The following is a 26,828-nucleotide window of genomic DNA, read 5'->3' on the forward strand; positions in this document are numbered from 1 at the left end:
GGCAAGCCCCTGTAGGCCATTGCGAGACATAAGCCGCACTCGCTTTTTGGTTTTGCTAACGTCGTCACAGCGTCACCTTTCGAGGCCGGCCGCAGCATGGCCCACCTGATCAACCGCAGCCTCGCCAACTCGCGCAGCGTCGCCCGGGCCTGTGCCGCGGCGCTGGCGAGCGCGGCGCGACTGGCGCTGGACGTGGCGCTGCCGACGCTGTGCGTCGCCTGCCGCGAGCCGGTGGCCGGCGAAGGGGTCTGCGCCGCCTGCTGGGCACGATTGTCCTTCATCGCACCGCCATTCTGCGAACGACTCGGCATCCCCTTCGTCTACGATCCGGGACCCGGGCTGCTGTCGATGGAAGCGATTGCCGCACCCCCGTCCTATCGCCGCGCCCGCGCCGCGCTACGCTACGACGACGCGGCCAAGCCGCTGGTCCACGGCCTCAAATACCAGGATCGAACCGATCTCGCGCCGACCATGGGGCGCTGGATGGTCCGCGCCGGGCGCGAGTTGCTCGCCGAGGCCGATCTCCTCGTTCCGGTGCCGCTACACTGGCGCCGCGGCTTCTCCCGCCGCTTCAACCAGTCCGGCGCGCTCGCCGCCGCGGTCAGCCGCATCAGCGGCGTGCCGATGGCGCCGCTGGCGCTCGCCCGGCTCAAGCCGACCCGTCAGCAAGTGGGCCTGAGCCGCGGCGAACGCGCAAAAAACGTGCAGGGTGCCTTCAAGGTACTTCCGGGGCAGAAGGCCGCCGTCGCCGGCCGGCGCATCGTCCTGGTCGACGATGTGCTGACCTCGGGCGCGACGGTCGATTCCTGCGCCCGGGCGCTGCTGCGCGCCGGCGCCGCCGAGGTGGATGTGCTGGTCTTTGCGCGGGTTGTGGACAGCTTTCGGCCTCCCATATAATCGGGAAACCGTATTTCGAGGCCTTTCATGACGTCCGATCCCGTGACCGCCGCTGTTGAGATCTACACCACCCAGACCTGTGGCTATTGCCGGGCCGCCAAGTCGCTGCTCAGCCGCAAGAGCATCGCGTTCCGCGAGATCGATGTGTCCGCCGGCGGCGGACTGCGACAGGCCATGGTGGCGCGCGCCAATGGCCGCACCACCGTGCCGCAGATCTTCATCAACGACCTTCACGTGGGCGGCTGTGACGATCTCTATGCGCTGGAGCAGGAAGGCAGGCTGGACCGCCTGCTGGCCGGAGAGGAGACCGCATCGTGAGCAGCGAGGCCGGACCCGTGGCGCCATTCACCGCAGCGATGATCCAGACGCGGACCGGGCTGTCGCCCGAAGCGAGCTTCGATCAGGCCGCGGCGATGATCCGGCAGGCGGTGGCGGACGGGGCCGGCTATGTGCTGACGCCCGAGATGAGCAACCTGATGCAGGAGAACCGCAAGGCGCTGTTCTCGCTGCTGCAGGACGAGGAGCTCGACCGGTCGCTGGCCGGCTATCGGCAGCTGGCGCGCGATCTTGCCATCCATGTTCATGTCGGCTCCCTCGCCGTGAGAGCGAGCCCGGAGCGCGCCGCCAATCGCTCCTTTCTGATCGATCCGGCGGGCGAGATCGTCGCCCGCTACGACAAGATCCACATGTTCGACGTCGATCTCGATCATGGCGAGACCTACCGGGAATCGGCCAATTACCAGCCCGGCGAATCCGCCATTCTCGCCGACCTGCCGTTCGGCCGCTTCGGCCTGACCATCTGCTACGATCTGCGGTTTCCCTCGCTCTATCGTGCGCTGGCCGAGGCGGGCGCCGGCTTCATCACCGTTCCTTCGGCCTTCACCCGCAAGACCGGCGAGGCTCATTGGCATGTGCTGCTGCGGGCCCGCGCCATCGAGACCGGCTGCTACATCTTCGCGGCCGCCCAGGGCGGCAAGCACGAGAACGGTCGCGAAACCTACGGCCATTCGCTGATCATCGATCCGTGGGGCACGATCCTCGCGGAAGGCGGCGTCGATCCCGGCGTCGTCATGGCGAGGATCGACCCTGCCAAGATCGACAGCGTGCGGCGGAGCATTCCCTCGCTGGAGCACGGCCGCCGCTTCAGCGTCGCCGACCCCCATGGCAGCACGGGGTATCTGCATCTGGTGCGGAGCAAGGCATGATCCGCTACGCGCTTCGCTGCGACAAGGGGCACGAGTTCGAGAGCTGGTTTCAGAGTTCCGCGGCCTACGACGGCCAGCGCAAGCGCAAGCTCGTAACCTGCCCGTCGTGCGAATCCGCCAACGTGGAAAAGGCGATCATGGCGCCGCGCGTGATCGGCAAATCGCGCGGCAAGACGTTGCCTGCGACGCCGGCCGCGGCCGCCGCCGAAGCGTCTGCCCCACCCTCTTCGTCCGAACCCGCCCCCGCCGAATCCGTGGCGCTGGTGTCGCCGCAGGAGCGCGAACTGCGCGCCAAGCTCAAGGAGCTGCGCGACCTCATCGTCAGCAAGGCAGAGGACGTCGGCGACAAATTCCCCGACGAGGCGCGGCGCATGCACTACGGCGACATCGAACACCGGCCGATCTACGGCGAGGCTTCGCTCGACGAAGCGCGCTCGCTGATCGAGGAAGGCATCGAGGTCGCGCCGCTGCCGATCGTGCCCGACGATCGCAACTGATGCGGCAACGCCGGTCGCCCCGATCGACAAGCTCAGCGTGGTGCTGGTGGCGGTCAGGGACCGACGGGCGCCGATCCCCGGTCAGCCGTGACGGATCGCCGCGATGCCGTCGCGCGCCAGCTGGTCGGCGCGCTCGTTCTCGGCATGGCCGGCATGGCCGCGCACCCAGTGCCAGCGCACCTCGTGCTGATGCAGCGCCGCGTCGAGGCGCTGCCACAGATCGATGTTCTTGACCGGCTTCTTGTCGGCGGTGCGCCAGCCATTGCGCTTCCAGCCGTGAATCCAGGCGGTGATGCCCTGGCGGACATACTGGCTGTCGGTGGTGAGATCGACCACCGCCGGCCGCTTCAAGGCCTCCAGCGCCGAGATCGCCGCCATCAGCTCCATGCGGTTGTTGGTGGTGTTGCGCTCGCCGCCGCTGAGCTCCTTCTCGAGCTCGCCGAACCGCAGGATGGCGCCCCAGCCGCCTGGCCCGGGATTTCCCGAACAGGCGCCATCGGTGTAGATCAGCACATGCGGCTTGGCCGCATTGGTCGCCTCGGTCACGCCCCTTGCCTCATCGATCAACATCTCATTCCAAGCAAAATCATTCCAGGCCGTAGTCGCGCACGCTCGCAACGCTCTGGTGGAAGCGCAATTTGCGCAGGTATTCCAGCGGATTTTTGGGCCTGACGAGGGCGCCGGGCGGCACGTTGAGCCAGTCCACCGCCCGCGTCAGCAAGAAGCGGATGGCGGCGCCGCGCGCCAGAACCGGCAAGGCGTCCTGCTCCGCGGCCGAGAGCGCGCGCTCTCGGCCATAAGCGTTGAGGAAGGCCCGCGCCTTGGTGACGTTGAAGGCGCCGTCCGGCTCGAAGCACCAGGCATTGAGGCAGATCGCCACGTCGTAGGCGAGGACGTCGTTGCAGGCGAAATAGAAGTCGATCAGCCCCGACAGCGTGTCACCGAGGAAGAGGACGTTGTCGGGAAACAGATCGGCGTGGATCACGCCTTCGGGCAGATGCCGCGGCCAGGCACTGTCGAGAAAGCCGAGTTCAGCGGCGAGCAAGCCACCGAGCCCGCTCTGGATTTCGTCGGCTCGCGGCGCCATCGCGGCGTAGAGCGGCCGCCAGCCTGCGAGCGACAGCGCGTTGGCCCGCCGCATTGGGAAATCGGCCCCGGCGAGATGCATCCGCGCCAGCGCGGTGCCGACTGCGCCGCAATGCACCGCGCCGGGTCGCCGCGGCCACACGCCTTCGAGGAAATCGATGATTGCCGCCGGCCGGCCGGCCAGCGTGCCGAGCGCCTCGCCGGCGCGGTTGAGCACCGGCTGCGGACAAGTGATGCCATGCTGCCCGAGATGGGCCATCAGCCCGAGGAAGAACGGCAGGTCGCCGGCGGCGACCCGCTTTTCATAGAGCGTCAGGAAGAAATAGCCGCGGCTGGTGTGCAGCAGGAAGTTGGAATTCTCGACGCCCTCGGCGATGCCCTTGTAGGACAGCAAGGTGCCGATGTCGTAGCGCGACAGAAAATCCGCAAGGTCCTCGGCGGACACGTCGGTGTAGACCGCCATCTCTCAATGCCCCGATTGCGCAATTGGCATTACGTAGAACTCGCTGCAATGCTGATACAAGCGTCAGATCCACGCACTAGTGTCCTGTCTCCGAATTACCGCCCCATTGCCTCACCCTCGCACGGTAATTCGGAGACATAGGGACACTAGTAAAATCAAAGTGCTGGTGTGGCTTATGTCTCGCCATTGCCTACGAGAGGCTCGCCGCAAAGGCGGTAGGCAATTGCGAGACGCCACACTAGCGACCTTCGGAATCGGTCAGGGTGGTGGAAATGTCAAATCGACCGGCGTCGAAGGCCGGCCGGCCCGGAGCTATTCCGCGGCATTGACCTGGCGCAACGGACGCGGCAGCGGGAAGAACTCGGTCTCTGCCGCCGCGGTCACCGTCTCGACGCTCAGGTCGTAATGCTCGGCGAAGGCGGCCATGATCTCCTCGACGATGACCTCCGGCGCCGAGGCCCCGGCAGTGATGCCGAGCCGGCCGACGCCGTGGAACATCGCCCAGTCGAGTTCGGCGGCGCGCTGCACCAGCACGGCGCGCGGGCAGCCCTCGCGCTCGGCGACCTCGCGCAGCCGCTGCGAATTCGACGAGTTGGGCGAACCGACCACCACCATGGCGTCGACCAGATTCGCCACCTTCTTGACCGCGAGCTGGCGGTTGGTGGTGGCGTAGCAGATGTCTTCCTTGTGTGGCCCGGCGATGCCCGGGAAGCGGGCCTTGAGCGCCGCCACGATCTCGGTGGTGTCGTCGATGGAAAGCGTCGTCTGGGTGATATAGGCGAGCCTGGATTCGTCCTTCGGCTGGAACACGGCGACATCCTCGACGGTCTCGATCAGCGACACCGCACCGGTCGGCAGCTGGCCCAGCGTGCCGACGACTTCGGGATGGCCGGCATGGCCGATCAGGATGATCTCGCGGCCGCGCTTGAAGTGGATCTCGGCCTCACGATGGACCTTGGTCACCAGCGGACAGGTGGCGTCCAGCGAGAAGAATTTGCGCCGCTCGGCCTCGCTCGGGATCGCCTTCGGCACGCCATGGGCGGAGAACACCACGGGCGCGTCGGTCTGCGGAATCTCCTCGAGCTCCTCGACGAAGATCGCGCCCTTGGCCCGCAGGCTTTCGACGACATAGCGGTTATGGACGATCTCGTGCCGCACATAGACGGGGGCGCCGTACAGCGCCAGCGCCCGCTCGACGGTGTCGATGGCACGGACCACCCCGGCGCAGAAGCCGCGCGGGGAACAAAGGTAGACCTTGAGGGTGGGTTTTGGCTGCGAGGGCATCTGAATCCCGGAAATCGTGCCCGAAATCGGCTATCAGGGAATTGAGCCGCTCTTGTGTCCGTGTCAAGGGCGGCCACCCCGGCCTCGCCGCCCCCGCGTCAATTTGATGCCCCGACGACCGAAACGCCCGGCGGGCCCTGTCCGGGGGCGAAACCATTGCCATTTGACCCCCTTGCAGACTATATAGGCGCCAATTCCCGTCATCGCTGATGACCACGGTTTCGCCCCCGAAAAAGCTGGGCGAAGCACAAAGGAGATTTGCCATGAGCAACGCCCCGTTGATGCCGAAGGCCACCGCCGTGTGGCTTGTCGACAATACCGCGTTGTCCTTCGATCAGGTCGCCGATTTCTGCAAGATGCACCCGCTGGAAGTGCGCGCCATCGCCGACGGCGACGCCGCCCAGGGCATCAAGGGCATGGATCCGATCTCGTCGGGCCAGCTCACCCGCGAAGAGATCGAGAAGGGCGAGAACGATCCGAACTACCGCCTCAAGCTCGCCGAATCCAAGGTCCGCCTGCCCGAAGCCAAGAAGAAGAAGGGCCCGCGCTACACCCCGGTATCGCGCCGCCACGAGCGCCCGAGCGCGATCCTCTGGCTGGTGCGCAGCCATCCGGAACTCAAGGACGCGCAGATCATGCGCCTGGTCGGCACCACCAAGTCCACCATCGCGAGCGTGCGCGACCGCACCCACTGGAATGCCTCGACCTTGACGCCGCTCGACCCGGTGACGCTCGGCCTGTGCTCGCAGATCGATCTCGATTTCGAGGTGCAGCGCGCCGCCAAGGAAAAACCCACCGTCGAGCAATATGGCGGCGCCACCCTGCTGCCGGCCTCCGAGACCACCCGCAAGGAGGCTGAGCCGGTCGACACCCGCTCGAGCGACGAGATCGACGAGGCGGCGGTGTTCGCCAAGCTCAAGACCATCGGCGGCAAGAAGGCCGAAGACGAGGAAGAGTGAACGCGGCCTGATCGGGACCGTGAATGAGGCTGCGGTGCGCGCCGGCGCGCGCTCCGCGTTGCTGCTGTAATCCCGCGGCGCTCTTGTAATCCTGCATCGAAGGATTACATCTATTCTATTCGAGTACTGGCTCTGGCTTGTTGAGCGCGCCCTTCGAGGGCTCTTTTCCCCAAGACATCGCTGAAGTTCGGATCGTACCCGCACGATGAGCTGCGGACGACAACGCGCATTCGCGCATGCTTGGAGAAGACAAATGTCGACAGGAACAGTGAAGTGGTTCAACTCGCAGAAGGGTTTCGGATTCATTCAGCCGAGCGATGGCTCGCAGGATGTGTTCGTTCACATCAGCGCCGTTGAACGCGCTGGCATGACTTCGCTCAACGAAGGTCAGAAACTGAATTACGAGCTCAAGACCGACCGCATGCGCGGCAAGGTCAGCGCCGAGAACCTCAGCGCCGCCTGACCGGCAGATGCCATGACGAGATCACCGCGGATGTACCGGGATCTCAGCGGCATCTGACTTGATGGCCTACCAGGTTGCGTCCTCATCCATTCACATGGGTGGGGACGTTGCTTTTTGGGCGAATGCCTGCTGGCAAAAACCGCAATGGCCGCCAGCGGCGACTTGCGGCGACAGCGGTCAGTCCGCCTCCGCCGACAGACGCTCGAAATCATCGATGACCGCGGCGACAAGGTCGCGATGCTGTGCATCCTGCGGCGTGAGCGCGGCGGCGTAGAGCTTGAGCACATAGCGCGCCTTCGCCGCCGCTTCCGGCCAGGACGAAGCCGGCGTGCGCAACAGTTCGGCCTCGATCTCGAGCTCGCGTCGTCGCAGCGAGCGCGCCTCGGCCTCGGCTTCCGCGAGCATCCGCCGGATGGTCGTGGCTTTTTGCGCGGCTTCCGCGAGCATCCGCCGGATGGTCGTGGCTTTTTGCGCGGCCATGCCCCGATGCTGGTCGAGATCGATCGGCGGCTCATTCATCGGAGGCGGTGACTTCGACCGGCAACAACACATCGGATCCGTCAACGGCGACGCACCGCTGCAGCGGATAGTCGCAATCGTCGTAGAGACGGCGAATATCGTTCGCACCGAAGCGCTGCTCCTCGACCTCGAGCAAGGAGCCGAGCAGCGACGCGGACGGCAACACCTCAATGGCAAAACGGATCGCATCGGCCGCCTGCGAGAAGCGCCGATACGCCATTTTCCTGCGGTTCTTCAAACCGACCCGTGCCGAATAGAGATCGGCGCTGGCGCCATAATCGAACATCGTGAGAGCCTGCGCCCTTTCGGCGTCAATAGCCATTGATTTCTTCCCGGACGGGAACAGCCCTGTCCGTCGCATCTCACGCTTTCTTGGGGAACTCCGTCCGGAACACGCTGCCCTTCATCCTGTCGGCACTCGTCGTCGATCAGATCAACGTTCGTGATCAGCATACGGCGCGTCAGCACGGCCGACGAGCGTTGAACGGGAACGGTTGATCGAGGGCCGCGGCGGTGATCGCCCGGCCTATTTCTTTTTTCCCTTCGCCGCGGCGGCGCGGGCATCGGCAATCGCCCGCTTGAACATCGCCGCTTCGAGCACGCCCGGAACCCGGAAGGTTCCGATGATGAAGGAGGGCGTGGCGAAGAAACCGAACGCCTCGGCCTGAGCGTTGTTGCGCTTGAGCAGAGCGTCGATCTCGGCGCGATGGGTCGCGAGGTCGGCATCGGCACGGACAAGATCGACCCCGGCCTTGGCCAGGGCATCACGCAGCACCGGCTCGGTCAGCTGGCCGCGGAACGTCATCAGTGCGCGATGGCCGGCTTCGTATTTGTCCTGGTAGCGCGCCGCCAGCACCAGCCGTGCCGCCACGTCCGACGGCGGCCCGAGAATGGGCCAGTCCTTCATCACCAGGCGGACCTGGCCGTCCTCGCGGATCACCTGTTCGAGCTCGGGCGAGAGTTTCTTGCAGTGGGGGCACTGGTAGTCGAAGAACTCGACGATGGTGATGTCGCCCTTTGGGTTGCCCATCGCCGGAATCGCGGCGTCACGCAGCACCGCGTCGCGCGACAACAGGCTGTCCTCTTCGGCGCGCAACGGAGCCACCGCCGCGGCCAGCACGAACGCGACGCAGGCGAGCGCGACGCAGGCGAGCGCGGACCGCTTCATTTGTTGTCCATCATGTAGTCCTGCATCTTGCGCATGTCGCGCCTGCTTTGTTGCGCCTGCATCGAAACCTGATGATCGCGGTCGCGGCGGCAGGCAACGTAGCCGTCCGACCCCGGCTTGAAGCCGCGGCTCTGGCAGATGGCGTCGTCGTCTGTGGCCGCCGCAGCCGGCGCCGGCTCCTCGCGGCTGGCGCAGGCGCCCAGCAACGCCGCGGCCAGCGCCAGAACGGAGAAAGAGAGGCCTGTTCGGATCATCGTGCGCCCATGGAGAACCATTGTCAGGGTCCTGTAGCGCCGATTGCCCAGCGCCACAAGCATCCCCCAAACCGATCTCCGCTCCGCAAAGATGGAGCCAACAAGGCGACAGAATGATCCGCAAACGCGGGAAGAGGTTTTCCGCCCGGATCTTGCTCGGCAGCCACGTCGGCAGAACAGGCTATTGCGCGGAAACGCCCTTGGCCTTCAGCGCGCTGCCGATCTCCTCGAGGATCGCCGGATCGTCGATCGTTGCCGGTATGCTCCAGGCATCGCCGTCGGCGATCTTCTTCATGGTGCCGCGCAGGATCTTGCCCGACCGCGTCTTGGGCAACCGCGCCACCGTGACCGCGAGCTTGAAGGCGGCGACCGGTCCGATGCGCTCACGCACCAGGGCGACGATCTCCTTCTCGATCTCGGCGGCGGGACGCGTCACGCCGGCCTTGAGCACGACGAAGCCGCAGGGCACTTCGCCCTTGAGCGAATCCTTGATGCCGAGCACGGCGCATTCGGCGACGTCCGGATGGGCCGCCAGCACTTCCTCCATGCCGCCGGTGGAGAGCCGATGGCCTGCGACATTGATGATATCGTCGGTGCGCCCCATGACGAAGACGTAACCGTCGGCGTCCTTGAAGCCGGCGTCGGAGGTTTTGTAGTAGCCGGGGAATTCGGCGAGATAGGAATCGTGGAAGCGATCGTCCTGCCGCCACAGCGTCGGCAGGCAGCCCGGCGGCATCGGCAATTTGATCACGATCGAGCCCATGACGTCGGGACCGACCGGCTTCGCCGCCTCGTCGACGACGTCGACCTGATAGCCCGGCATCGGCACCGTCGGCGACCCATGCTTCACCGGCAGGAGACCGAGGCCGACCGGATTGCCGGCGATGCACCAGCCGGTCTCGGTTTGCCACCAGTGGTCGATCACCGGGACCTCGAGCTGCTGCTCGGCCCATTCCACCGTCGGCGGGTCGGCGCGTTCGCCGGCGAGGAACAGCGTGCGGAACCGCGACAGGTCGTATTTGCGGATCAGCTCGCCCGAGGGATCCTCCTTCTTGATGGCGCGGAACGCGGTCGGCGCGGTGAACAGCGCCACCGCGCCGTGCTCGGCGATGACGCGCCAGAACGCACCGGCATCCGGGGTGCCGACCGGCTTACCCTCGAACATCAGCGACGTCGCGCCGTGCAGCAGCGGGCCATAGATGATGTAGCTGTGGCCGACCACCCAGCCGATATCGGAGCCGCACCACCACACCTCGCCGGGCTTGATGCCATAGAGGTTGAACATCGACCATTTCAGCGCCACGGCGTGGCCGCCGTTGTCGCGCACCACGCCCTTGGGGATGCCGGTGGTGCCGGAGGTGTAGAGAATGTAGAGCGGGTCGGTAGCCAGCAGCGGCACGCAATCGGCGCGCTTGCCGGCGGCCTTGGCCGCCGTCACCACGCCGGTCCAGTCGTGATCGCGGCCGTCGACAAGCGCGCAGGACTGCTGCGATCGCTGCAGGATGATGCAGCCGTCGGGCTTGGACGTGGCGAGGCGGACGGCCTCGTCGAGCAGCGGTTTGTAGGCGACGATGCGGCCGGGCTCGATGCCGCAGCTCGCCGACAGGATCAGCTTCGGCTGGGCGTCGTCGATGCGGGTGGCGAGTTCCTTGGCGGCGAAGCCGCCGAACACCACCGAATGCACCGCGCCGATGCGGGCGCAGGCCAGCATCGCCACCACGGATTCCGGCACCATCGGCATGTAGAGCAGCACCCGGTCGCCCTTGGCGACGCCGAAATCCTGCAGCACCGCGGCAAGGGTCGCGACCTCGTCCAGCAACTGCCGATAGGTCAAGCGGGTGACGCTGCCGGTCAGGGGCGAATCGTGGATCAGGGCGAGTTGGTCGGCGCGACCGCCGGCGACGTGGCGATCAAGGGCGTTATAGCAGGTGTTGAGCACACCATCGCTGAACCAGCGGCCATACACGCCCTGGTCGGGATCGAAGATCGTCTTGGGAAATTCAACCCAGTCGATGTCCCGGGCCGCCTCGGTCCAGAAGCCGATCGGGTCGCGGAGCGACCGCGCATAGACCTCATGATATCGGCTCTCGACAGGCATGGCGTTTCCCCGTGGTGTTATGGCGCAAGCGCGGTCTATTTGGTGCGAAACGCCCTCCTGCTCCAGCTAGTACTTAGTTTAGTGGAGTCGGGTTGCGCGGCCGCAATGCTGTATTGTGCCGCGACCAGGCGCCAATTCAAGCGCCAAGGATTTGATCTGGATCAGAGCGGCGACACGACCGATGCGCCGCCCGGCTGTTGCACTCACTTCGCCGCGGCGCGCAACGCGTCGAGCCGGCGCTGCATCGCCGCGATTGTCGAAATGCTCCGGCACGCCCGGACCGAGCCGGATCGCCTCGTCTCGTCGGCGATGGCCGCTTCGTTCTGTCCCGGCTTCTCGTCGGCCGCGCCACGGTCGGAAAAGGCCTGCGCATCGTCGGGCTTGAAACGGATCCCCTCCCGGCAGATGGTCGCAACGTTCCGCGACGCGGTTCAACCGCTGGCATTGCCGTCGCCGCGCATTATAATGGATGTCTGCTCATCCTCGACTGCCGGTTCCGTCGCACACCTTCGGCCCTGCCGCAGGCCGTCGGCCGGGCCGTCTTCTGCTGACCGGCGCAAGGCATGCTGACATTCGAATGGATCATCGGGCTTCTGGTGGGCGCGGTGGCGCTGTCGGCGCTGGCGCGCCGGTTCGGCATCCCCTACCCGACCTTCCTTGCGCTGGGCGGCAGCGTCCTGGTGCTGGTGCCCGGCGCACCGGACTGGACGCTGGAACCCGAGCTCGCGCTGGCGCTGTTCGTCGCGCCGGTGCTGCTCGATGCCGCGTTCGACACCTCGCTGCGCGAATTGCGTGACAACTGGCTGCCGGTGGCGGCCCTGGTGTTCTTCGCCGTCGCGGTGACCACCGCAGTGGTGGCCGTGACCACCCGCCTCCTCGTCCCCGACATGCCCTGGGCCGCCGCCGTGGCGCTCGGCGCCATCGTCGCCCCACCCGACGCCGCCGCAGCGGTTACCGTGCTGCGGCAGGTCCGATTGCCCCATCGCCTGCTGAAGATTCTCGAAGGCGAAAGCCTGCTCAACGACGCCAGCGCCCTCTTGATCTATCGCGTCGCCGTGATGATCGCCGTGACGCGGCACGCAAGCGTGGAGACGCTGGCACCGGCCATCACCCTGACGATGCTCGGCAGCCTGATCGCCGGCTACGTCTTCGCCCGGCTTTTCATGCAGCTCAGCGAGCACATCCGCGACGTGCCGAGCGCCATCATCATGCAGTTCGCCACGACCTTCATCGTCTGGATGGTCGCCGACCGCCTCGGCCTGTCGGGCATCCTCACCATTGTCGTCTACGCCATCACCGTTGCCCGCACCGCACCGGCCCGCATCCCGGCGCGGTTGCGCGTGCCCTCCTATGCGGTGTGGGAGACCGTCGTCTTCCTGCTCAACGTCCTCGCCTTCGTCATGATCGGCATGCAGCTGCGGCCGGTGTGGGAGCATCTCGAGGACGGCATCCGCAACCGCTATCTTCTGGTCGCGGTCGCCGTACTGGGAGCCGTCATCTTCGCCCGCATCCTCTGGGTGATGAGCTACAACACGGTGATGCGCCTCCTGCTCCGCCGTGCCAACCACCGCCGCGAGCAACCGCTTCGCGTGCCCACGGTGAAAGGCGGTCTGGTGATCTCCTGGTGCGGCATGCGCGGCATCGTCACGCTGGCCGCGGCCTTTGCCCTGCCGGAGCCGTTTCCCTATCGCGACCTGATACTGCTCATCGCCTTTGCCGTCGTGCTCGGCACGCTGGTGGTGCAGGGCCTGACGCTCAAGCCGCTGATCCTGGCGCTGCGCCTCAAGGATGACAATCCGGTCGACGGCGAGGTTGCCCAGGCGCGCGTCGCCGCTTATCGCGCCGCGCTCGACGCCATCAGCAAGGAACCGTCCGAAGAGGCCGAAGTGTTGCGGCTCGAATACAGCGCCCTGCTGCTGCGGGCCGACGGCGAGAACGGCGCCGATATCGGCCCCGAGCTGCCGGCCGATCCGATGCGCCGGCGGGCCATCGCCGCCGCCCGTCACGCGCTCATCGAGCTGCGCGCCTCCGGCGTCATCGGCGATGACGCCTTCCACCGCCTCGAGCAGGAGTTCGACTGGGCGGAATTGAGCGCGCAGGGCGCCGGGATCCAGGCAACAAAAAATTAGCAGTGACTTAGGACGGTGACGTGGCGGCCGACCGGGTGGCCGAGAATGTCCGACAGCGTCCGGCAGGATCCCTCGGCGCACAGCCGCCATTCTCCCGCCGCGCCGGAATTGCCGAGCACCAGCTCGCGCTGCGGCGGACGCTGCAGCGTCCAGCGCCACCAGCCGTCGACAAGGCGCGCTTCCGGCGGCGGTTCCATGCCGGCGCCGGTGCCCTTGACCCGCGCCGCGACGATCTGCAGCCCGTCGGGCATGACCCGCCAGTCCTCCTGCCAGTCGATCTTCTCGACCGAATGGGTCCAGACCAGCGTGAAGGCCGCCAGTTGCAGGGCCTTGATCACGCCGGCAGAGGCGAAGCAGACACTCACGCCGCCGCGAGCGGCGCCGCCGCAGCCGCCCGGCGCCGCCATTGCCAGGCGACGACGGCGACGGCGAGCACATAGCCGACGATGTCGCTGTAGTCGAACTCGCCGAACAGACAGATCGCTGCGATGAAGCCGACGATGCGCTCGACCACGGTGAGACGGGTGAACAGGAAGCCGATGGCAACAATCCCGAACAGGCCGATGGCCGCCAGCGCCTTGACCGTCGCATAGACCACCGCGCCGTAGAACCCGAGCCTGGCCGCCATCGGATCGCCGTTCTGCAGCATCAGGGCCGGCGAATAGACCGCGATGAAGGGAATGACGTAACCGGCGAGCGCGATGCGCATCGCCTCCCAGCCGATCTTGTCCGGATTCTCCTTGGCGATCGGGGCGGCCGCCAATGCGGCGAGCGCCACCGGCGGCGACAGGTCGGCCATGATGCCGTAATAAAACGCGAACATGTGGCTGACGATCAGCGGCACGCCGAGCTTGGCGAGCGCCGGCGCCGCCAGCGCCGCGGTGATGATGTAGGTTGGGATGGTCGGAATGCCGGTGCCGAGCAGGATCGACAGCACCATGGTGAGAATGAGCGCCAGGAACAGGCTCTTCTCGCCGAGACCGATCACCCAGCCGCCGAACACGGTGCCGACGCCGGTCTGGGTCATCATGCCGATGATGGTGCCGACGATGGCGCAGGCCATGCCGACCGTGAGTGCCGACTTGGCGCTGTCGGCAAGCGAATCCCGGCACGACACCAGCGTGGCGCGGCCGCCCCTGGTCACGGCGCAGATCGCCACCAGCGCGGCGATGACGGCGGCGGCGACGCGGATGTCGAGGCCGTTGCGCGAGGCCGCACCGACGATCAGCGCCAGCGCCACCCAGAAGATCACCCGCAGCGCCGCGTTCGGCAGGCCGAGCGCGATGCTGGCGCCGAGGATCAGCGCCGCGGTGAGCGACAGGCCGATGGTGCCGGCATAGAGCGGGGTGAAGCCCTCGAACAGCATGTAGACCAGGGCGGCGAGCGGCAGCACCAGGAACCACTTGTCGGCGAGCGCCTTCAAGGGGCTCGGCATCTCCGACTTCTTCATGCCTTCGAGACCGTATTTGCCGGCCTCGAGATGCACCATCCAGAACGCCGAGGCGAAATAGAGCATGGCCGGGATCACCGCGGCCTTGACGACGACGGCATAATCGACGCCGAGCGTCTCGGCCATGATGAAGGCGACCGCGCCCATCACCGGCGGCATGATCTGGCCGCCCATGGAGGCCGTGGCCTCGACGCCGGCGGCAAACGCCCGGCGATAGCCGAAGCGGATCATCAGCGGGATGGTGAACTGGCCGACGGTGACGACGTTGGCGACGCCCGATCCCGAGATCGTGCCCATCATCCCCGAGGAGAACACCGCGACCTTGGCCGGGCCGCCGCGGGTGCCGCCGAACAGGCCGAGCGAGACGTCGTTGAACAGCTGGATCATGCCGGCGCGTTCGAGAAACGAGCCGAACAGGATGAACAGGAAGATGTAGGTCGCCGAGACGTAGATCGGCACGCCAAAGAAGCCCTCCGTGCCGTAGGAGAGATGGCCGATGATCTGGTCGAAGTCGTAGCCGCGGTGATTGAGCGGCGACGGCAGATGCTGCCCGAAGAACCAGTAGAGCAGGCAGGCGCCGCACATCAGCGGCAGAGCCAGCCCCATCAGCCGCCGCGTGCCCTCGAAGATCAGCACGACGAGAAGCGTGCCGACGACGAGATCGAGCTGCGACGGGTCGCCGTCGCGCAGGATCAGGTCGTTGTAGAAGATCCACTGATAGACGCCGCAGGAGAAGCCGACGGCGCCGATCAGCCAGCCGGCGGCGCGGCCGAGATTGCTCTTGGCGGTGTAGTTGCCGATCAGGCCGAAGGTCAAAAGCAGCAGGAAGGCGACATGCACGCCGCGCACCACCTGGGTCGGCAGCACCGCCCAGGCGGCGATGACGAGCTGGAAGGTGGCGAAGGCGATCCCGACCGCATAGGCCATCACCCCCCACCAGCCGGGGCCGAAGCCTTCGGGAAAGCCATGCTCGAAATTGTCCAGTTCGACCTTGACCGGCTCCGCATCGCCGAGCGCGTGTGCATGCGTCATTGTCGATCATTCCCTCCGCATGGTCCGCGGGCGCGGACCGGATGCCGCGAAGACCATGACCTGCAGTTTGAAACAGAACGCGACGGCCGCGGCCGGCCGTCGCCGAAGATGCGCCGGCGGAGCGCTTACTTCAGCACGCCTTTTTCCTTGTAATAGCGGATGGCGCCGGGATGCAGTGGCACCGGGCTGCCGCCCGCCGCGGTTTCCAGCTTGATCTCCTTGCCTGCAGCATGGGCATTGGCGAGTTCGGGCAGCGATTCGAAGATGCTCTTGGTCATCTGGTAGGCGAGGTCGTCCGACACCGCCGAACTCGTCACCAGATAATTGACCACCGCCGCGGTCGGCACGTCCTTGCCCTGACCGGTATAGGTGTTGGCGGGAATGGTCACGGCGATGAAGGGCGGGCCGATCTTGTCGACGGTCTCCTTGGGGATCGCCACCACGGTGACCTGGCTGGATGCGCTGAGGTCGCGCAACGAGGCGACGCCGAGGCCGGCCGACTGCAGCGTGGCGTCGAGCTGGCGGTTCTTCATCAGGTCGACGGATTCGGCGAAGGGCAGATATTCGACCTTGCCGAGATCCTTGTAGCTCATGCCGGCAGCCGCAAGGATGGCGCGGGAGTTGAGTTCGGTGCCTGACTTCGGCGCCCCGACCGACAGGCTCCTGCCCTTGAGATCGGCGAGGGTCTTGATGCCGCTGTCGGCGCTGGCGACGAGCTGGATGTAGTTGGGATAGATCGCGGCGATGGTCCGCAGCTTGCCGAGCTTGGCCTTGAAGCCGGCTTCGGCGTCGCCCTCCCAGGCCGCTTTCAGCGAATCGCCGAGGGTGAAGGCGAGTTCGCCGCTGCCGCGCTCGATCAGCACCAGATTCTCCACCGAGGCCTTGGTCGCCTGGACCTGGGTCTTCACGTTGGGGATCTTGTCGCCGAAGATCTTCGCGATGGCGACGCCCAGCGGGTAATAGACGCCCGAGGTTCCGCCGGTCAGAACGTTGACGAACTGCTGGGCCTGGGCGGACGGCGCGGACAGGAGCAGAGCCGCGGCGACGACTGCAAGTCTGGTCTTCATGAGATGTCTCTCCCCGGTGCGGCGCGCGGACAGGCGCCCGCGACGAGATCCGCGTGATTTGTCTGATTGGAGCGCTTGCGCCGGTCGTAGCCGACGTTCGCGGTCGACCTTCGCTGCGGAAGTCGATGCGGCAAACATAGTTAGCCGATGAGCGGGACGGGTCAACCGCTGCCGCGCGAGGCTCGGCCTTCGCCCGATTGGACATTGGTAGGACGCCGGCGAGGTACCCCGCGCAGTGCGAGGCGCCGATCGAGCGAGGGCGGCCTTTCGACGCAGGCCGCGCCCGCCTCGCCGAGATGAGCCCTTCTTGCGGCACCGCGTCATTTCACTACGATCCCGCCCAGTTTTCGGCGCCAACAAGACGCAACACACCGGCCGCAAACCCATCCATCGAGGAAACAATGTCCAGGAAGCCGCCTCTCGTCCCGTCCCTGTCGCGCCGCGCCGTTCTCGTTGGCGGCGGCACCCTGCTTGCTGCGCCTGCGCTCATGCGCCGTTCCGCCCTCGCGGAGGGGCCCTGGCCGACCCGCAGCGTGCGCTTGATCGTGCCCTTCGCCGCCGGCGGCACCACCGACCTGCTGGCCCGGCTCACCGCCGCGAAGCTCTCCGAGGAATTCGGCCAGCAGTTCGTGGTCGAGAACAAGCCCGGCGCCGGCGGCAACATTGCCACGGACTTCGTCGCCAAGTCCGAACCCGACGGCTACACCTTCATCGTCGGCACCCCCGGCACCCACGCCATCAACCGCTTCGTCTACAAGGCGATGCCCTTCGACCCGGTCAAGGACATCACCCCGGTGATCATCATCGCCCGCGTGCCGAACCTGTTCTCGGTGACGCCGGCGCTGCCGGTCACCACCGTCGAGGAATTCATCAAGCTGGCCAAGGCCAAGCCAGGCACCCTGTTTTACAGCACGCCCGGTCTCGGCAGCACCGCCCATGTCGCCACCGAACTCTTCAAGTCGATGACCGGCGTCGACATCGTCCACGTCCCCTACAAGGGCAGCGCGCCGTCGCTGACCGACCTCGTCGCCGGACGTGTCCACCTCACCATCGACAACTTGCCGGCATCGCAGCCGTTCGCCGAATCCGGGGCGATCCGCGCCATCGCGGTCTCCACCGCCACGCGGTGGCCGCTGCTGCCGAAGCTGCCGACCATCGCCGAGGCCGGCGTGCCGGGTTACGATGCGGCGGCCTGGTTCACCATCGCGGCGCCGGCCAAGACGCCCAAGGAGATCATCACCAGAGTCAATGCCAGCGTGAATGCCTTCATCAAGTCCGAGGACGGCACCCAGCGGCTGCGCAAACTCGGCGCCGAGCCCGCCGGCGGCTCGCCGGAGGAGATGGCGGCCAATGTCGCCGCCGAGACCGAAAAATGGGGCAAGGTCGCCCAGTTCGCCGGCATCAAGCCGGAATAGGCGACACGCCTGACCGATCGAGCCCTCGGACCTCCGGCCCGGGGGCATCGCTTCGCAGACGCGCGATTGCGCAGATGCATTTTTTCGAGAGGCCGACGTCCGAGCGCCTATTCGAACTTCATGTCGATGCAGCGCGACACCTCGCCCTCCTTGCCGCCCACGTTGATGGTGAAGCAGACCTTGGCGGCGAGCTTTTTGGTATCGCTGGCCCAGATGACGTAACCGCCGGGGCCGAAGAAAGCGGTGGTGTTCGGTCCCTCGGTCTCGGCGACGTCGAAGGCGTAGCTGGAATCCCCAGTGAACAGCCGCGGCTTCTTCTGGCAGCCACCCTCGCTCTCGACCCTCATCAGATCCTTGTTGTCCTTGGTGACGGTGACCGAGGCGGCGCAGCGATAATATTCGGTGGTCGTGGTGTCGAAGATGTAGGTGTAGGACCGGCAGGTCGAGGTCTGCAGCTTGCCGGCGGACAGACCGCGGCCGCAGAAGATGCGCTGGCTGCCGCTCATGGCATAACCGTCGGCTGCCTCCGCCTCACCTGCCCCGGCCAGCCCGATCATCGCGGCGAGGCAGACAGCCCCCGCCATCCCTGCAATCTGCCTCCGCATGCCGACTTTCCCCCTGCGATGCTCGGCGCACGCCCCCGGCGGGCCCTCGTGGTAGCATCATGGGATAGAAGCATCGCGGTCTGCGGAGATCAAGGCAATGGCCGGTTACGTCGACCCCACCAAGGAGCGTTTCGCCCTGTTCAAGGATCTGCCGCGCAGCGGTCCGATCCACATGCTCAACCTAGTGTGGCGTCTCGCAATTGCCTACAAGGGCTTGCCGCAAAGGGCATAGGCAATTGCGAGACGCCGCACTAGCATGACTATAATTCTAGTGCGGTTTTGGATCTGACGCTCGTATGAAGAGTTCGCTGCAATACTGATACGAGCGTCAGATCCACCGCACTGGCGGGGACAATTCAACTTCACGCTGATCGGGCCGGCCGAGGAGCGCTGGGATGAAGTCTTCGTCGCGGAATATCCCGACGCCGACACCTTCATCGAGATGCTGAGGGATCCGGCCTATCGCGAGGCGGTCAAGCACCGGCAGGCGGCGGTCGAGGATTCGCGCCTGATCCGCCTCACGCCGGCGGAGGCCGGCGCGCATTTCGGCTGACGCACTCGCATCGGCGCGCTTACCAGTGTCCGACGTGATGATCGATGCCGGCGGTACGCACGGCGTCATCGGAATCGCCGTGACGGATCAGCCCATAGGCCGCGACAACCAAGACGACCAGCACTGCCACGGCGAACAGATCGAGGTAGCGCGGATCGCGGCGGCGCATTCGCGTGTCATCGTCCATGACGATCCACTCCTCTCCTGCGAGAGTTGGCCGAGTAGGTCAATTATGTGCCGATGCTCCGCGCCCAGCAAGCGGAACAAGTCTGCAGCTTTTTGCTGCGACGCGCTGGCATCATGCCCCGCGCTCTATCGCGGCTGCGAAGGTCCCGCACCGGCAGCGCGCGGATCGGCCGTAGGCCGGACGAAGGAAGGCGCCCGGCCGAACAGGCCGCCCTTGTCGTCATCGTCCGGCGCCGGCGCCGGGGCGCTCGCTTCGGCGGCGGCGGGTGACGGTTTCGGCGGTGCCGGAACCGTATTGCATTTGAGCGAATAGACCAGCTTGCCGTCCTCGGTCCTGCCAATCGGCTGGCAGGGATCCGGCGACCGCGACGGCGGCACGGTCTGGGCCGGTGCCGGCGCCAAAGACATCAAGATCAGAGCCCAGACGATCATCAAAGTTCGCACAACCACTCCTCACCACGGCGGCGGCGGCCGGCGGCCATGGCCGCGCCTCCCAGTCCTGGACGCGCTGCAAGGATCGGGCCGCCGACGACCGATTGGCGGGTCGCGCGATCCGGGCTAAGAAGAACGAGATACCACGCCGCTGCCCGCGCCGTGGTCCGGCGGGACGACGGATCCCCGACAGCCCTTCAGGCCAGTACGCCAACGTTATGCGCCGGCGCGCCCGTGGCGTGCGGCGGTCTGCGCGAGGATCATGCATGCGCCCACCTTCAACGCCCCGCCTTATTGTCCTGTCGCTCCTCTCCTGCCTGCTGACCGCGCGAGCCCAGGCCGCCGAGCCCGCCGGCTGCGATGCCTTTCGCTGGCCCGCCGAGCCGATCCGCGCCGTGCTGCAGGGCGAAGCCGTGCAATTCGCCTCCGGCAACGCCACACCGTTCACACCGGGCAAGGCGCTGCAACTCAAGCTGCAACCCCAGGCCAGCGTGACGCTGCCGGTCACCCCGCAAAAGCCGCCGAGGAATCCGACGCCGTTTGCCGGCACTCTCATCATCGCGGCACCCGCGGCGTCCGGAAGCTACGCGGTGGCGATGTCGGCCGGCGGCTGGGTCGAAGCCATCCAGGACGGCAAGAGCCTGCGAACCGTCGCCTTCAGCGGCGCAACCGGCTGCCCCGGCCTGCGCAAGATCGTCGTCTTCGCGCTGGAGGCGAAACCGTTGACCTTGCAACTGAGCGACATTGCTGCCGAATTGATCACCATCGCTATTGTTCAGGCACCATGAACCGGCCGGGCCGCTTGTGAGGTCCGCCTCCCGCCTGCTAGATTGTGCACCTTGCTCCGGCGCACCGTAAGTTCGTCGGAGGCAGCGGGACGCGCTCCTGCCAATTGATAAACCTGCCAATTCGATCTGGATCGCCGCTGCCTGCGCACGCGGCCGATGGAGCGCACGATGTTTCACCTAGTTGCCCGCCGTCATTTGATGACGCGCCTCGCCCTCGCGGCATTGTTGCTGGCTCTGCCGGCGACGTTGTCCCATGCCGAGGACAAGACCCTGACCGTGTTCGCCGCCGCGTCCATGAAGAACGCGCTCGACGAGATCGACGCGACCTACACCACCCGCACCGGAATCAAGGTCGCCGCCAGCTATGCCGCCAGTTCGACGCTGGCGCGCCAGCTCGAACAGGGAGCGCCGGCCGACATCTTCATCTCCGCCGACACCGACTGGATGAACTACGCGACCCAGAAGAAAGCCATCAACGAGGCGACACGGGTCGACCTGCTCGGCAATCGCATCGTGCTGATCGCGCCGAAGGATTCCGCAATCGACAAGGTGACGATCGGCCAGGGCTTCGATCTCGCCAAGCTTGCCGGCGACGGCCGCATCGCCACCGGCGACGTCGCGTCGGTGCCCGTCGGCAAATACGCCAAGGCGGCGCTGGAGAAGCTCGGCGCCTGGACCGCGGCAGCGCCGAAATTCGCCATGGCCGACAGCGTACGCGCGGCGCTGACGCTGGTCTCGCGCAAGGAAGCCGTGCTCGGCATCGTCTACGAGACCGACGCCAAGGTCGATCCGGGCGTGAAGATCGTCGGCAGCTTTCCCGCCGACAGCCATCCGGCGATCATCTATCCGGCCGCGGTCACCGTGACGGCGAAGCCGGACGCGGCCGCCTATCTCGATTTCCTGCGGTCCTCAGCGGCGCGCACCGTGTTCGAGAAGTATGGTTTCACCGTCCTGACCAAGCCCAGCACCTGACGTGTTCGACTTCTCCCCGTCCGAGTGGACGGCCATTCTGCTGTCGCTGCGGGTGGCGGCGGTCGCCACCCTCGTCGCCACCCCCATCGGCATCGCGCTCGCCTTCCTGCTGGCGCGACGCAGTTTTCACGGCAAGCTCCTGCTCGACGCCGTCGTCCACCTGCCGCTGGTGCTGCCGCCGGTGGTAACCGGCTATCTCCTGCTGCTATCGCTCGGCCGCCGTGCGCCGCTCGGCGCCTGGCTGGCCGATCATCTCGGCATGGTGTTTTCGTTCCGCTGGACCGGCGCCGCGCTGGCCTGCGGAGTGATGTCGTTTCCGCTGCTCGTCCGGCCGATCCGGCTGTCGCTGGAGGCGGTCGACCGACGTCTCGAACAGGCCGCGGCGACACTCGGCGCGGCGCCATGGCGGGTTTTCGTCACGGTAACGCTGCCGCTCGCCCTGCCCGGAATCCTCGCCGGCATGGTGCTCGGCTTTGCCAAGGCGATCGGCGAATTCGGCGCGACCATCACCTTCGTCTCGAACATCCCCGGCGAGACCCAGACCATCTCCTCGGCGATTTACGCCCTGATCCAAACCCCGGACGGCGATCGCGCCGCGCTGCGCCTGATGCTGGTTTCCATCGTCATCGCCATGACGGCATTGATCGGCTCCGAATGGTTCTCGCGCCGCGCGATCCGCCGCCTGCACGGAGCCTGACGATGCTTGAGGTCGACGTCACCAAGGCCCTGGGCGACTTCAGCCTCGAGATCGCGTTCTCGAGCGGCCCCGGCATCACCGGCCTGTTCGGACGCTCGGGCGCCGGCAAGACATCGCTGGTCAACATGATCGCCGGGCTGCAGGGGCCCGATCGCGGCCGCATCGCCATCGACGGCGCGGCGGTGGACGATACCGCCAACGGCATCCATGTGCCGCCGCACCGCCGCCGCATCGGCTACGTGTTTCAGGACGCACGGCTGTTTCCGCATTTCAGCGTGCGCGGCAACCTCGATTACGGCCGCCGCATGAACGGCCTGGCGCACGATGCCGAGACGGAGTCGCGCATCGTCCAGCTGCTCGGCATCGAGCACCTGCTCGACCGCCGTCCCGGCGCGCTGTCCGGCGGCGAGCGCCAGCGGGTGGCGCTGGCGCGCGCCCTGCTCTGCCGGCCGCGGCTGTTGCTGCTCGACGAGCCTCTCGGCGCGCTCGACGGCGAACGCAAGGCCGAGATCCTGCCCTATCTCGAAAAGCTGCGCGACGAAGGCGGGGTCCCCATGGTCTATGTCAGCCATGACGCCAGCGAGCTGCGCCGCCTCGCCTCCCACGTGGTGGTGCTGCGCCACGGTCGCGTCGTTGCCGATGGCGGCACCGACGTGCTGGCGGACCTCGCCAACGCCGACAGCATCGATCCGGCGCCGCTGCGCCGCCAGGCCTGAGAGACACCCGGCGCAAAGCCGGTCGGCGCCGCCGCGGTCAGCCCGCGGCGGCGATCGTCTTGTCGAAGCCGTTCGGCAGCTCGATGTCGACCTCGAGGGTCGAGACGCTCTTGCCACGGTCCATGCGGACGATGACCTTGTCCGGATCGAGATCGACATGGCGCGAGATCACGGCGAGGATCTCCTCGCGCAGGATCGAGAGCAGTTCGGGCTGGCCGCGCAGGCTGCGCTCGTGGGCGAGAAGGATCTGCAACCTCTCACGGGCGAGCGGCGCCGTGGCCTTGCGACGACCGAGGAACCGCAGGATGTTCATGCTCATGCAGCCCTCCGTCCAAGCAGCCTGTCCATGAAACGCTTGCGCTCGGCCGGCACCATCATGGCGATGGTTTCGCCGCAGAGCCGGCGGGCCGCGTCGGCATAGGCCCGTGCCGCCACGCTCGCGGCGTTGTTCAGGGTGACCGGCGAGCCGACATTCGAGGCCCGCAGCACGTCCTGGCTTTCCGGAATGATGCCGAGCAGCGGCGTGGCGAGAATTTCCAGGATATCGTCGATGCTGAGCATCTCGCCGCGGGCGGCGCGGCCGGCATCGTATCGCGTGATCAGCACGTGCTTGGTCACCCGCTCGCCGCTCTCCGCCTTGACGGTCTTGGAATCAAGCATGCCGATGATGCGGTCGGAATCGCGCACCGACGAGACTTCCGGATTCGTGACGATGATCGCTTCGTCCGCATAGCGCATCGCCAGCGTTGCGCCGCGCTCGATGCCGGCCGGGCTGTCGCACAGGATCCAGTCGAACTTGGTGCGCAGGTCAGCGATGACGCGTTCGACCCCGGCCTCGGTCAGGGCATCCTTGTCCCTGGTCTGGGACGCCGGCAGCAGCCAGAGATTCTCGAGGCGCTTGTCGCGGATCAGCGCCTGGGAGAGCTTGGCGACGCCCTGAATCACGTTGATCAGGTCGAACACCACGCGGCGCTCCGCTCCCATGATGAGATCGAGGTTGCGCAGGCCGACGTCGAAGTCAACCACCACGACCCGCTCGCCCCGTTGCGCCAGCGCCGCGCCGAGCGCGGCCGTCGTCGTTGTCTTCCCTACGCCGCCCTTGCCGGACGTCACCACTACAACTTTCGCCATCTCTGCCTCTCCTTCGCCTCGCTCAATCAATTGAGGGGCGTGATCTTCATGTTGTCGCCGTCGAGCCACGCCTGGACGGCCTGGCCGCGCAGGGTTTCATCGATGTCTTCCGCGGTCTGGTAGTAGCCGTCGATCGCAAGCAGTTCCGCCTCGATCCTCTGACAGAAGATGCGGGCATCCGCCTTGCCGTTGATGCCGGCCATAGCACGGCCGCGCAGCGTGCCGTAGACGTGGATGGAGCCGCCGGCGACGATTTCCGCGCCTGAGCCGACCGAGCCGAGGACCGTGACATCGCCTTCGGTGAACACCACGCACTGCCCCGAACGCACCGGAGTGTCGATCAGCAGCGAGGCCACCGGAGCCGGTTTGGGCTCCTCCTTCCTGGGCGGAACCTGCTCGATGACACATTGACGCCCGCCGGTGAGAAGCGGCGGCAGGCGTGGGTCGAGGCGTTCGGCATCGACCCCTTCGAGGCCGAGGACGCGAATGTCGCGATCCGAAAGGCTCGTCACCAGCTGGACAATGCCCTGCCGGCTGAGATCGACGGCGGAGAGATCGAGCACGATCGGCCGTCCGACAAAGAAGCCGGGGGAGCGCGCCAGTGTCGCATCGATCTCCGCGAGCCAGTCCATGATCGGCATGGATGGCGTGAAGACGAATGCGACATAGGAACGGCCCCGGAGGCGCACCAACTGGCGTTGTGGCTCCGCCTTGAGCTGCATGACTACCGACCCTGTTTAGATTGGTTAATTTTAGATTGAGGTGAGTTGGTTAACGACGCGTTAACGGGCGGGTAAAATCGACCGTCCGGGGCGCAAATGGAACCGGATCGCGCAAAACCGTCGAATGCGGCGAGGCCAGGCAGCGCGGCGGGCACCCGAGGGCAGCAATCAAGACGGGAGGGAGGCGCGCGTCAGCCTTCGAGCAGCGACGCCCAGGCGCGCTTGAGCGTATGGCGCAGCCGCGAGCGCGGCGGCGAGGCTGGCTCCTCCTCGTCCTCGGGCAGCCGCAGGCCGACCACGCTGACCCGGTTGCCGGCGATATGGCGGGCCACCAGCACGATGGAATCGAGCGGAAGCGTCGCGCCCTCGCGCGGCGCGTGGTCGAGATGGATGTCGAAGAAATCCGCCAGCGACAGCGGCGCCTCCTCCGGCAAGACCTGCACGCCATAGGTCTCCGACAGCGCCTGCAGGGTGATGTCGCCGGACACCATGAAGTCGCCGAGCAGATGCGGGTCAGGCGCGGCCGCCGGCGCCATATCGGCGAAGAAGCGGTCGAGCGACTCGGCCTTTTCGGGCGGCGCCAGCAGATAGAGATAGTCGCCGGCGACGACGGTGTCCGCCTCGGTCGGCGACAGGATGCGCTCCTTGCGGATCACCAGCGTCGGCTTCGACCAGGACGGCAGGATGCCGCGCTTCAGGTAGAGACTCTTCGGCTGCACGGCATAGCCGACCAGCTGCTGCTCGAGCTGCCCGGGCAGATCGAGTTCGACCCGCCGCAGCACCCGGTCGGCCCGCGGCAGCGCCACGTGCAGCCGCCGGGCCGCCGCGCCCAGGGTCCAGCCCTGGAGCAGCAGCGAGATCACCACGATGACGAAGGCGACATCGAAATAGATGTAGGCCTTGGGCATGCCGACCAGCAGCGGGATCGAGGCGAGGAAGATCGCGACCGCCCCGCGCAGCCCGACCCAGGCCACGAACAGCTTTTCACGCCAGTTGAACCGGAACGGCGCGAGGCAGATGAACACCGCGAGCGGCCGCGCCACCAGCATCAGCACCGCGGCAACGGCCATCGCCGGCAAGATGCTCGCCATCAGCCGCTGCGGCGAGGCGAGCAGGCCGAGCAGCACGAACATCACGATCTGGGCGAGCCAGGTGGCGGCGTCGAGAAACACGACGACCGAGTTGTGCGCCCGCGTCGGTCGGTTGCCGATGATGATGCCAGCGAGATAGACCGCGAGGAATCCCGAGGCATGGGCGATCTGGGCGAGACCGAAGATCACCAGCGCAGCGGTGGTGACGAAGGGGGCGTGCAGGCCCTGGGGCAACGCCACGCGGTTGAGCGCCAGCACCACCAGCCGCCCGCCGGTGGCGCCGATCACGGCCGCGAGCACCGCTTCCTTGGCGAATTGCCAGATCACATGGGAGACGGAGGACTGTCCGACCGACAGCACCTCGACGAGCATCAGGGTGAGGAACACCGCGAACGGATCGTTGGTGCCGGATTCGGCCTCCAGCGTCGCGCCGACGCGGGGCCGCAGCCGCAGTCCCTGGGCGTGGACCAGCAGGAAGACTGCGGCGGCGTCGGTGGACGCGACGACCGCGCCGATCAGCAGCGCCTCGGTCCAGTTCATGTCCAGCACATAATGTGCCACCGGCGCGGTGATCAGCGCGGTGAGCAGCACGCCGGCGGTGGCGAGCGTCATCGATGGCGCCAGCACAGTACGGATGCTCTGGAACCGGGTGCGCAGCCCGCCGTCGAACAGGATCAGGGCCAGCGCCACCGAGCCGACGAGATACGTGGTGCCGACATCGTTGAAGGCGATGCCGCCGGGACCGGCGTCGCCGGCGATCATGCCGAGCCCGAGAAAGACCAGCAGCAAGGGCGCACCAAAACGCAGGGCGACGAGACTGGAGAGGATTCCCGCCATGACCAGCGTCGCGCCGAGCAGAATCGCGATGCTGAAGGAATCCAGAGATGCCATGACCTCGCCTGACTGCACGCTCAAGGGGAAAGCGGTACGACGACCGCAATGTCATGCT

30 protein-coding genes and 1 pseudogene are annotated in these 26,828 nt (G+C 66.6%); 13 read left to right on the forward strand and 18 right to left on the reverse strand.

Annotated elements, in window-relative coordinates; all coding sequences use genetic code 11:
- The first annotated feature begins 96 nt into the window (after positions 1-96).
- Genes DB459_RS06960 through DB459_RS06975 form a run of 4 tightly spaced genes read left to right on the forward strand, consistent with a single transcriptional unit; the run spans position 97 to position 2,599 of the window.
- Positions 97-897 (forward strand): ComF family protein, encoded by an 801-nt coding sequence (locus DB459_RS06960; RefSeq protein ID WP_253712171.1) that lies wholly within the window; start codon positions 97-99, stop codon positions 895-897.
- Between the two features lie 42 nt (positions 898-939).
- Positions 940-1,215, forward strand: coding sequence for a glutaredoxin 3 (gene grxC / locus DB459_RS06965; protein ID WP_253713450.1), 276 nt, complete (start codon positions 940-942; stop codon positions 1,213-1,215).
- A 38-nt stretch (positions 1,216-1,253) separates the two neighbouring features.
- Positions 1,254-2,102, forward strand: a complete 849-nt coding sequence (locus tag DB459_RS06970) for a carbon-nitrogen hydrolase family protein (protein ID WP_253713451.1) — start codon at positions 1,254-1,256, stop codon at positions 2,100-2,102.
- Positions 2,099-2,599 (forward strand): DUF1178 family protein, encoded by a 501-nt coding sequence (locus DB459_RS06975; protein ID WP_253712172.1) that lies wholly within the window; start codon positions 2,099-2,101, stop codon positions 2,597-2,599. The genes DB459_RS06970 and DB459_RS06975 overlap by 4 nt, the downstream gene beginning before the upstream one ends.
- Before the next feature lie 81 nt (positions 2,600-2,680).
- On the opposite strand, the gene rnhA is transcribed toward DB459_RS06975, so the two are convergent.
- The 3 genes from rnhA to ispH all read right to left on the reverse strand — a co-directional run bounded on the left by rnhA (position 2,681) and on the right by ispH (position 5,432).
- Positions 2,681-3,145, reverse strand: a complete 465-nt coding sequence (gene rnhA / locus DB459_RS06980; protein WP_371926885.1) for a ribonuclease HI — start codon at positions 3,143-3,145, stop codon at positions 2,681-2,683.
- 40 nt (positions 3,146-3,185) lie between these two features.
- Positions 3,186-4,148: a homoserine kinase gene (locus DB459_RS06985; RefSeq protein WP_253712174.1), complete on the reverse strand. Its 963-nt coding sequence runs from the start codon at positions 4,146-4,148 to the stop codon at positions 3,186-3,188.
- A gap of 312 nt (positions 4,149-4,460) precedes the next feature.
- Positions 4,461-5,432 (reverse strand): 4-hydroxy-3-methylbut-2-enyl diphosphate reductase, encoded by a 972-nt coding sequence (gene ispH / locus DB459_RS06990; protein WP_253712175.1) that lies wholly within the window; start codon positions 5,430-5,432, stop codon positions 4,461-4,463.
- 263 nt (positions 5,433-5,695) lie between these two features.
- Here ispH and DB459_RS06995 point away from each other — a divergent pair, with 263 nt between their 5' ends.
- Both DB459_RS06995 and DB459_RS07000 read left to right on the forward strand, forming a co-directional pair.
- On the forward strand, positions 5,696-6,391 hold the full coding sequence (locus DB459_RS06995; protein ID WP_253712176.1) for a DUF1013 domain-containing protein: 696 nt from the start codon (positions 5,696-5,698) through the stop codon (positions 6,389-6,391).
- Between the two features lie 253 nt (positions 6,392-6,644).
- Entirely contained in the window at positions 6,645-6,854 is a 210-nt protein-coding gene (locus DB459_RS07000) for a cold-shock protein (RefSeq protein WP_253712177.1), read from the forward strand.
- Between the two features lie 177 nt (positions 6,855-7,031).
- Here the strand turns inward: DB459_RS07000 and DB459_RS07005 are convergent, their stop codons facing one another.
- The 5 genes from DB459_RS07005 to DB459_RS07025 all read right to left on the reverse strand — a co-directional run bounded on the left by DB459_RS07005 (position 7,032) and on the right by DB459_RS07025 (position 10,893).
- Positions 7,032-7,373: a hypothetical protein gene (locus DB459_RS07005; protein ID WP_253712178.1), complete on the reverse strand. Its 342-nt coding sequence runs from the start codon at positions 7,371-7,373 to the stop codon at positions 7,032-7,034.
- On the reverse strand, positions 7,366-7,695 hold the full coding sequence (locus DB459_RS07010) for a hypothetical protein (protein WP_371926886.1): 330 nt from the start codon (positions 7,693-7,695) through the stop codon (positions 7,366-7,368). The genes DB459_RS07005 and DB459_RS07010 overlap by 8 nt, the downstream gene beginning before the upstream one ends.
- 204 nt (positions 7,696-7,899) lie before the next feature.
- Positions 7,900-8,541: a DsbA family protein gene (locus DB459_RS07015; RefSeq protein ID WP_253712179.1), complete on the reverse strand. Its 642-nt coding sequence runs from the start codon at positions 8,539-8,541 to the stop codon at positions 7,900-7,902.
- Positions 8,538-8,858: a hypothetical protein gene (locus DB459_RS07020; RefSeq protein WP_253712180.1), complete on the reverse strand. Its 321-nt coding sequence runs from the start codon at positions 8,856-8,858 to the stop codon at positions 8,538-8,540. Before DB459_RS07020 ends, DB459_RS07015 begins: the two co-directional genes overlap by 4 nt.
- Before the next feature lie 118 nt (positions 8,859-8,976).
- Complete coding sequence (locus DB459_RS07025) at positions 8,977-10,893, reverse strand: propionyl-CoA synthetase (protein WP_253712181.1); 1,917 nt, start codon at positions 10,891-10,893, stop codon at positions 8,977-8,979.
- A gap of 563 nt (positions 10,894-11,456) precedes the next feature.
- On the opposite strand from DB459_RS07025, the gene DB459_RS07030 reads away from it, so the two are divergent.
- Positions 11,457-13,022 carry a sodium:proton antiporter gene (locus tag DB459_RS07030; RefSeq protein WP_253712182.1) on the forward strand — a complete coding sequence of 522 codons (1,566 nt, stop codon included), beginning with the start codon at positions 11,457-11,459 and terminating at the stop codon, positions 13,020-13,022.
- Here DB459_RS07030 and DB459_RS07035 read toward each other — a convergent pair.
- From DB459_RS07035 to DB459_RS07045, 3 genes are all read right to left on the reverse strand, one after another.
- Entirely contained in the window at positions 13,019-13,387 is a 369-nt protein-coding gene (locus DB459_RS07035; RefSeq protein ID WP_253712183.1) for a DUF1850 domain-containing protein, read from the reverse strand. The genes DB459_RS07030 and DB459_RS07035 overlap by 4 nt on opposite strands.
- Entirely contained in the window at positions 13,384-15,504 is a 2,121-nt protein-coding gene (locus DB459_RS07040; RefSeq protein WP_253712184.1) for a TRAP transporter permease, read from the reverse strand. The genes DB459_RS07035 and DB459_RS07040 overlap by 4 nt, the downstream gene beginning before the upstream one ends.
- 125 nt (positions 15,505-15,629) lie before the next feature.
- The gene (locus DB459_RS07045; protein ID WP_253712185.1) at positions 15,630-16,571 is read right to left on the reverse strand and encodes a TAXI family TRAP transporter solute-binding subunit; all 942 of its coding nucleotides are present in this window, start codon (positions 16,569-16,571) and stop codon (positions 15,630-15,632) included.
- 401 nt (positions 16,572-16,972) lie between these two features.
- Between DB459_RS07045 and DB459_RS07050 the strand changes: the two genes are divergently transcribed.
- Positions 16,973-17,986, forward strand: a complete 1,014-nt coding sequence (locus DB459_RS07050; protein WP_253712186.1) for a tripartite tricarboxylate transporter substrate binding protein — start codon at positions 16,973-16,975, stop codon at positions 17,984-17,986.
- Between the two features lie 107 nt (positions 17,987-18,093).
- Here DB459_RS07050 and DB459_RS07055 read toward each other — a convergent pair whose 3' ends face one another.
- Positions 18,094-18,591: a hypothetical protein gene (locus DB459_RS07055; RefSeq protein WP_253712187.1), complete on the reverse strand. Its 498-nt coding sequence runs from the start codon at positions 18,589-18,591 to the stop codon at positions 18,094-18,096.
- 97 nt (positions 18,592-18,688) lie between these two features.
- Between DB459_RS07055 and DB459_RS07060 the strand changes: the two are divergent.
- Positions 18,689-19,144, forward strand: a pseudogene (locus tag DB459_RS07060) (DUF1330 domain-containing protein).
- A 19-nt stretch (positions 19,145-19,163) separates the two neighbouring features.
- On the opposite strand, the gene DB459_RS07065 reads toward DB459_RS07060, so the two are convergent.
- Together DB459_RS07065 and DB459_RS07070 are read right to left on the reverse strand one after the other, a co-directional pair.
- Positions 19,164-19,331, reverse strand: coding sequence for a hypothetical protein (locus tag DB459_RS07065; protein WP_253712188.1), 168 nt, complete (start codon positions 19,329-19,331; stop codon positions 19,164-19,166).
- 125 nt (positions 19,332-19,456) lie between these two features.
- Complete coding sequence (locus DB459_RS07070) at positions 19,457-19,774, reverse strand: hypothetical protein (RefSeq protein ID WP_253712189.1); 318 nt, start codon at positions 19,772-19,774, stop codon at positions 19,457-19,459.
- 254 nt (positions 19,775-20,028) lie between these two features.
- On the opposite strand from DB459_RS07070, the gene DB459_RS07075 reads away from it, so the two are divergent.
- The 4 genes from DB459_RS07075 (at position 20,029) to modC (ending at position 22,935) form a co-directional block, all read left to right on the forward strand.
- Entirely contained in the window at positions 20,029-20,550 is a 522-nt protein-coding gene (locus DB459_RS07075) for a hypothetical protein (RefSeq protein WP_253712190.1), read from the forward strand.
- 198 nt (positions 20,551-20,748) lie between these two features.
- Complete coding sequence (modA, locus tag DB459_RS07080; protein WP_253713453.1) at positions 20,749-21,522, forward strand: molybdate ABC transporter substrate-binding protein; 774 nt, start codon at positions 20,749-20,751, stop codon at positions 21,520-21,522.
- A gap of 1 nt (position 21,523) precedes the next feature.
- Positions 21,524-22,219: a molybdate ABC transporter permease subunit gene (modB, locus tag DB459_RS07085; protein ID WP_253712191.1), complete on the forward strand. Its 696-nt coding sequence runs from the start codon at positions 21,524-21,526 to the stop codon at positions 22,217-22,219.
- A 2-nt stretch (positions 22,220-22,221) separates the two neighbouring features.
- Positions 22,222-22,935 (forward strand): molybdenum ABC transporter ATP-binding protein, encoded by a 714-nt coding sequence (gene modC / locus DB459_RS07090; RefSeq protein ID WP_253712192.1) that lies wholly within the window; start codon positions 22,222-22,224, stop codon positions 22,933-22,935.
- Between the two features lie 37 nt (positions 22,936-22,972).
- On the opposite strand, the gene minE is transcribed toward modC, so the two are convergent.
- From minE to DB459_RS07110, 4 genes are all read right to left on the reverse strand, one after another.
- A complete protein-coding gene (gene minE, locus DB459_RS07095; RefSeq protein ID WP_253712193.1) occupies positions 22,973-23,254 on the reverse strand; it encodes a cell division topological specificity factor MinE in 282 nt (93 codons plus the stop codon).
- A complete protein-coding gene (minD, locus tag DB459_RS07100) occupies positions 23,251-24,093 on the reverse strand; it encodes a septum site-determining protein MinD (RefSeq protein ID WP_371926961.1) in 843 nt (280 codons plus the stop codon). The genes minE and minD overlap by 4 nt, the downstream gene beginning before the upstream one ends.
- On the reverse strand, positions 24,093-24,788 hold the full coding sequence (minC, locus tag DB459_RS07105) for a septum site-determining protein MinC (protein WP_253712195.1): 696 nt from the start codon (positions 24,786-24,788) through the stop codon (positions 24,093-24,095). The genes minD and minC overlap by 1 nt, the downstream gene beginning before the upstream one ends.
- A gap of 191 nt (positions 24,789-24,979) precedes the next feature.
- Complete coding sequence (locus tag DB459_RS07110; protein WP_253712196.1) at positions 24,980-26,770, reverse strand: potassium/proton antiporter; 1,791 nt, start codon at positions 26,768-26,770, stop codon at positions 24,980-24,982.
- Positions 26,771-26,828: the final 58 nt, after the last annotated feature.

The organism is Bradyrhizobium sp. WD16 (assembly GCF_024181725.1).
GTDB lineage: Bacteria > Pseudomonadota > Alphaproteobacteria > Rhizobiales > Xanthobacteraceae > Bradyrhizobium_A.

What these genes read in the sequence shown, in the direction of transcription:
- DB459_RS07030 (WP_253712182.1), top strand. Translation starts at nt 11,457, where the DNA reads ATGCTGACATTCGAATGGATCATCGGGCTTCTGGTGGGCGCGGTGGCG.
- DB459_RS06975 (WP_253712172.1), top strand. Translation starts at nt 2,099, where the DNA reads ATGATCCGCTACGCGCTTCGCTGCGACAAGGGGCACGAGTTCGAGAGC.
- DB459_RS07040 (WP_253712184.1), bottom strand. Translation starts at nt 15,504, where the DNA reads ATGACGCATGCACACGCGCTCGGCGATGCGGAGCCGGTCAAGGTCGAA.
- DB459_RS07050 (WP_253712186.1), top strand. Translation starts at nt 16,973, where the DNA reads ATGTCCAGGAAGCCGCCTCTCGTCCCGTCCCTGTCGCGCCGCGCCGTT.
- modC (WP_253712192.1), top strand. Translation starts at nt 22,222, where the DNA reads ATGCTTGAGGTCGACGTCACCAAGGCCCTGGGCGACTTCAGCCTCGAG.
- DB459_RS07025 (WP_253712181.1), bottom strand. Translation starts at nt 10,893, where the DNA reads ATGCCTGTCGAGAGCCGATATCATGAGGTCTATGCGCGGTCGCTCCGC.
- DB459_RS07020 (WP_253712180.1), bottom strand. Translation starts at nt 8,858, where the DNA reads ATGCTTGTGGCGCTGGGCAATCGGCGCTACAGGACCCTGACAATGGTT.
- DB459_RS07000 (WP_253712177.1), top strand. Translation starts at nt 6,645, where the DNA reads ATGTCGACAGGAACAGTGAAGTGGTTCAACTCGCAGAAGGGTTTCGGA.
- DB459_RS06985 (WP_253712174.1), bottom strand. Translation starts at nt 4,148, where the DNA reads ATGGCGGTCTACACCGACGTGTCCGCCGAGGACCTTGCGGATTTTCTG.
- minE (WP_253712193.1), bottom strand. Translation starts at nt 23,254, where the DNA reads ATGAGCATGAACATCCTGCGGTTCCTCGGTCGTCGCAAGGCCACGGCG.
- DB459_RS07110 (WP_253712196.1), bottom strand. Translation starts at nt 26,770, where the DNA reads ATGGCATCTCTGGATTCCTTCAGCATCGCGATTCTGCTCGGCGCGACG.
- ispH (WP_253712175.1), bottom strand. Translation starts at nt 5,432, where the DNA reads ATGCCCTCGCAGCCAAAACCCACCCTCAAGGTCTACCTTTGTTCCCCG.
- DB459_RS07005 (WP_253712178.1), bottom strand. Translation starts at nt 7,373, where the DNA reads ATGAATGAGCCGCCGATCGATCTCGACCAGCATCGGGGCATGGCCGCG.
- DB459_RS06995 (WP_253712176.1), top strand. Translation starts at nt 5,696, where the DNA reads ATGAGCAACGCCCCGTTGATGCCGAAGGCCACCGCCGTGTGGCTTGTC.
- DB459_RS07075 (WP_253712190.1), top strand. Translation starts at nt 20,029, where the DNA reads ATGCGCCCACCTTCAACGCCCCGCCTTATTGTCCTGTCGCTCCTCTCC.
- modA (WP_253713453.1), top strand. Translation starts at nt 20,749, where the DNA reads ATGACGCGCCTCGCCCTCGCGGCATTGTTGCTGGCTCTGCCGGCGACG.
- DB459_RS07065 (WP_253712188.1), bottom strand. Translation starts at nt 19,331, where the DNA reads ATGGACGATGACACGCGAATGCGCCGCCGCGATCCGCGCTACCTCGAT.
- DB459_RS07015 (WP_253712179.1), bottom strand. Translation starts at nt 8,541, where the DNA reads ATGAAGCGGTCCGCGCTCGCCTGCGTCGCGCTCGCCTGCGTCGCGTTC.
- DB459_RS06960 (WP_253712171.1), top strand. Translation starts at nt 97, where the DNA reads ATGGCCCACCTGATCAACCGCAGCCTCGCCAACTCGCGCAGCGTCGCC.
- DB459_RS06970 (WP_253713451.1), top strand. Translation starts at nt 1,254, where the DNA reads ATGATCCAGACGCGGACCGGGCTGTCGCCCGAAGCGAGCTTCGATCAG.
- DB459_RS07055 (WP_253712187.1), bottom strand. Translation starts at nt 18,591, where the DNA reads ATGCGGAGGCAGATTGCAGGGATGGCGGGGGCTGTCTGCCTCGCCGCG.
- minC (WP_253712195.1), bottom strand. Translation starts at nt 24,788, where the DNA reads ATGCAGCTCAAGGCGGAGCCACAACGCCAGTTGGTGCGCCTCCGGGGC.
- DB459_RS07045 (WP_253712185.1), bottom strand. Translation starts at nt 16,571, where the DNA reads ATGAAGACCAGACTTGCAGTCGTCGCCGCGGCTCTGCTCCTGTCCGCG.
- DB459_RS07010 (WP_371926886.1), bottom strand. Translation starts at nt 7,695, where the DNA reads ATGGCTATTGACGCCGAAAGGGCGCAGGCTCTCACGATGTTCGATTAT.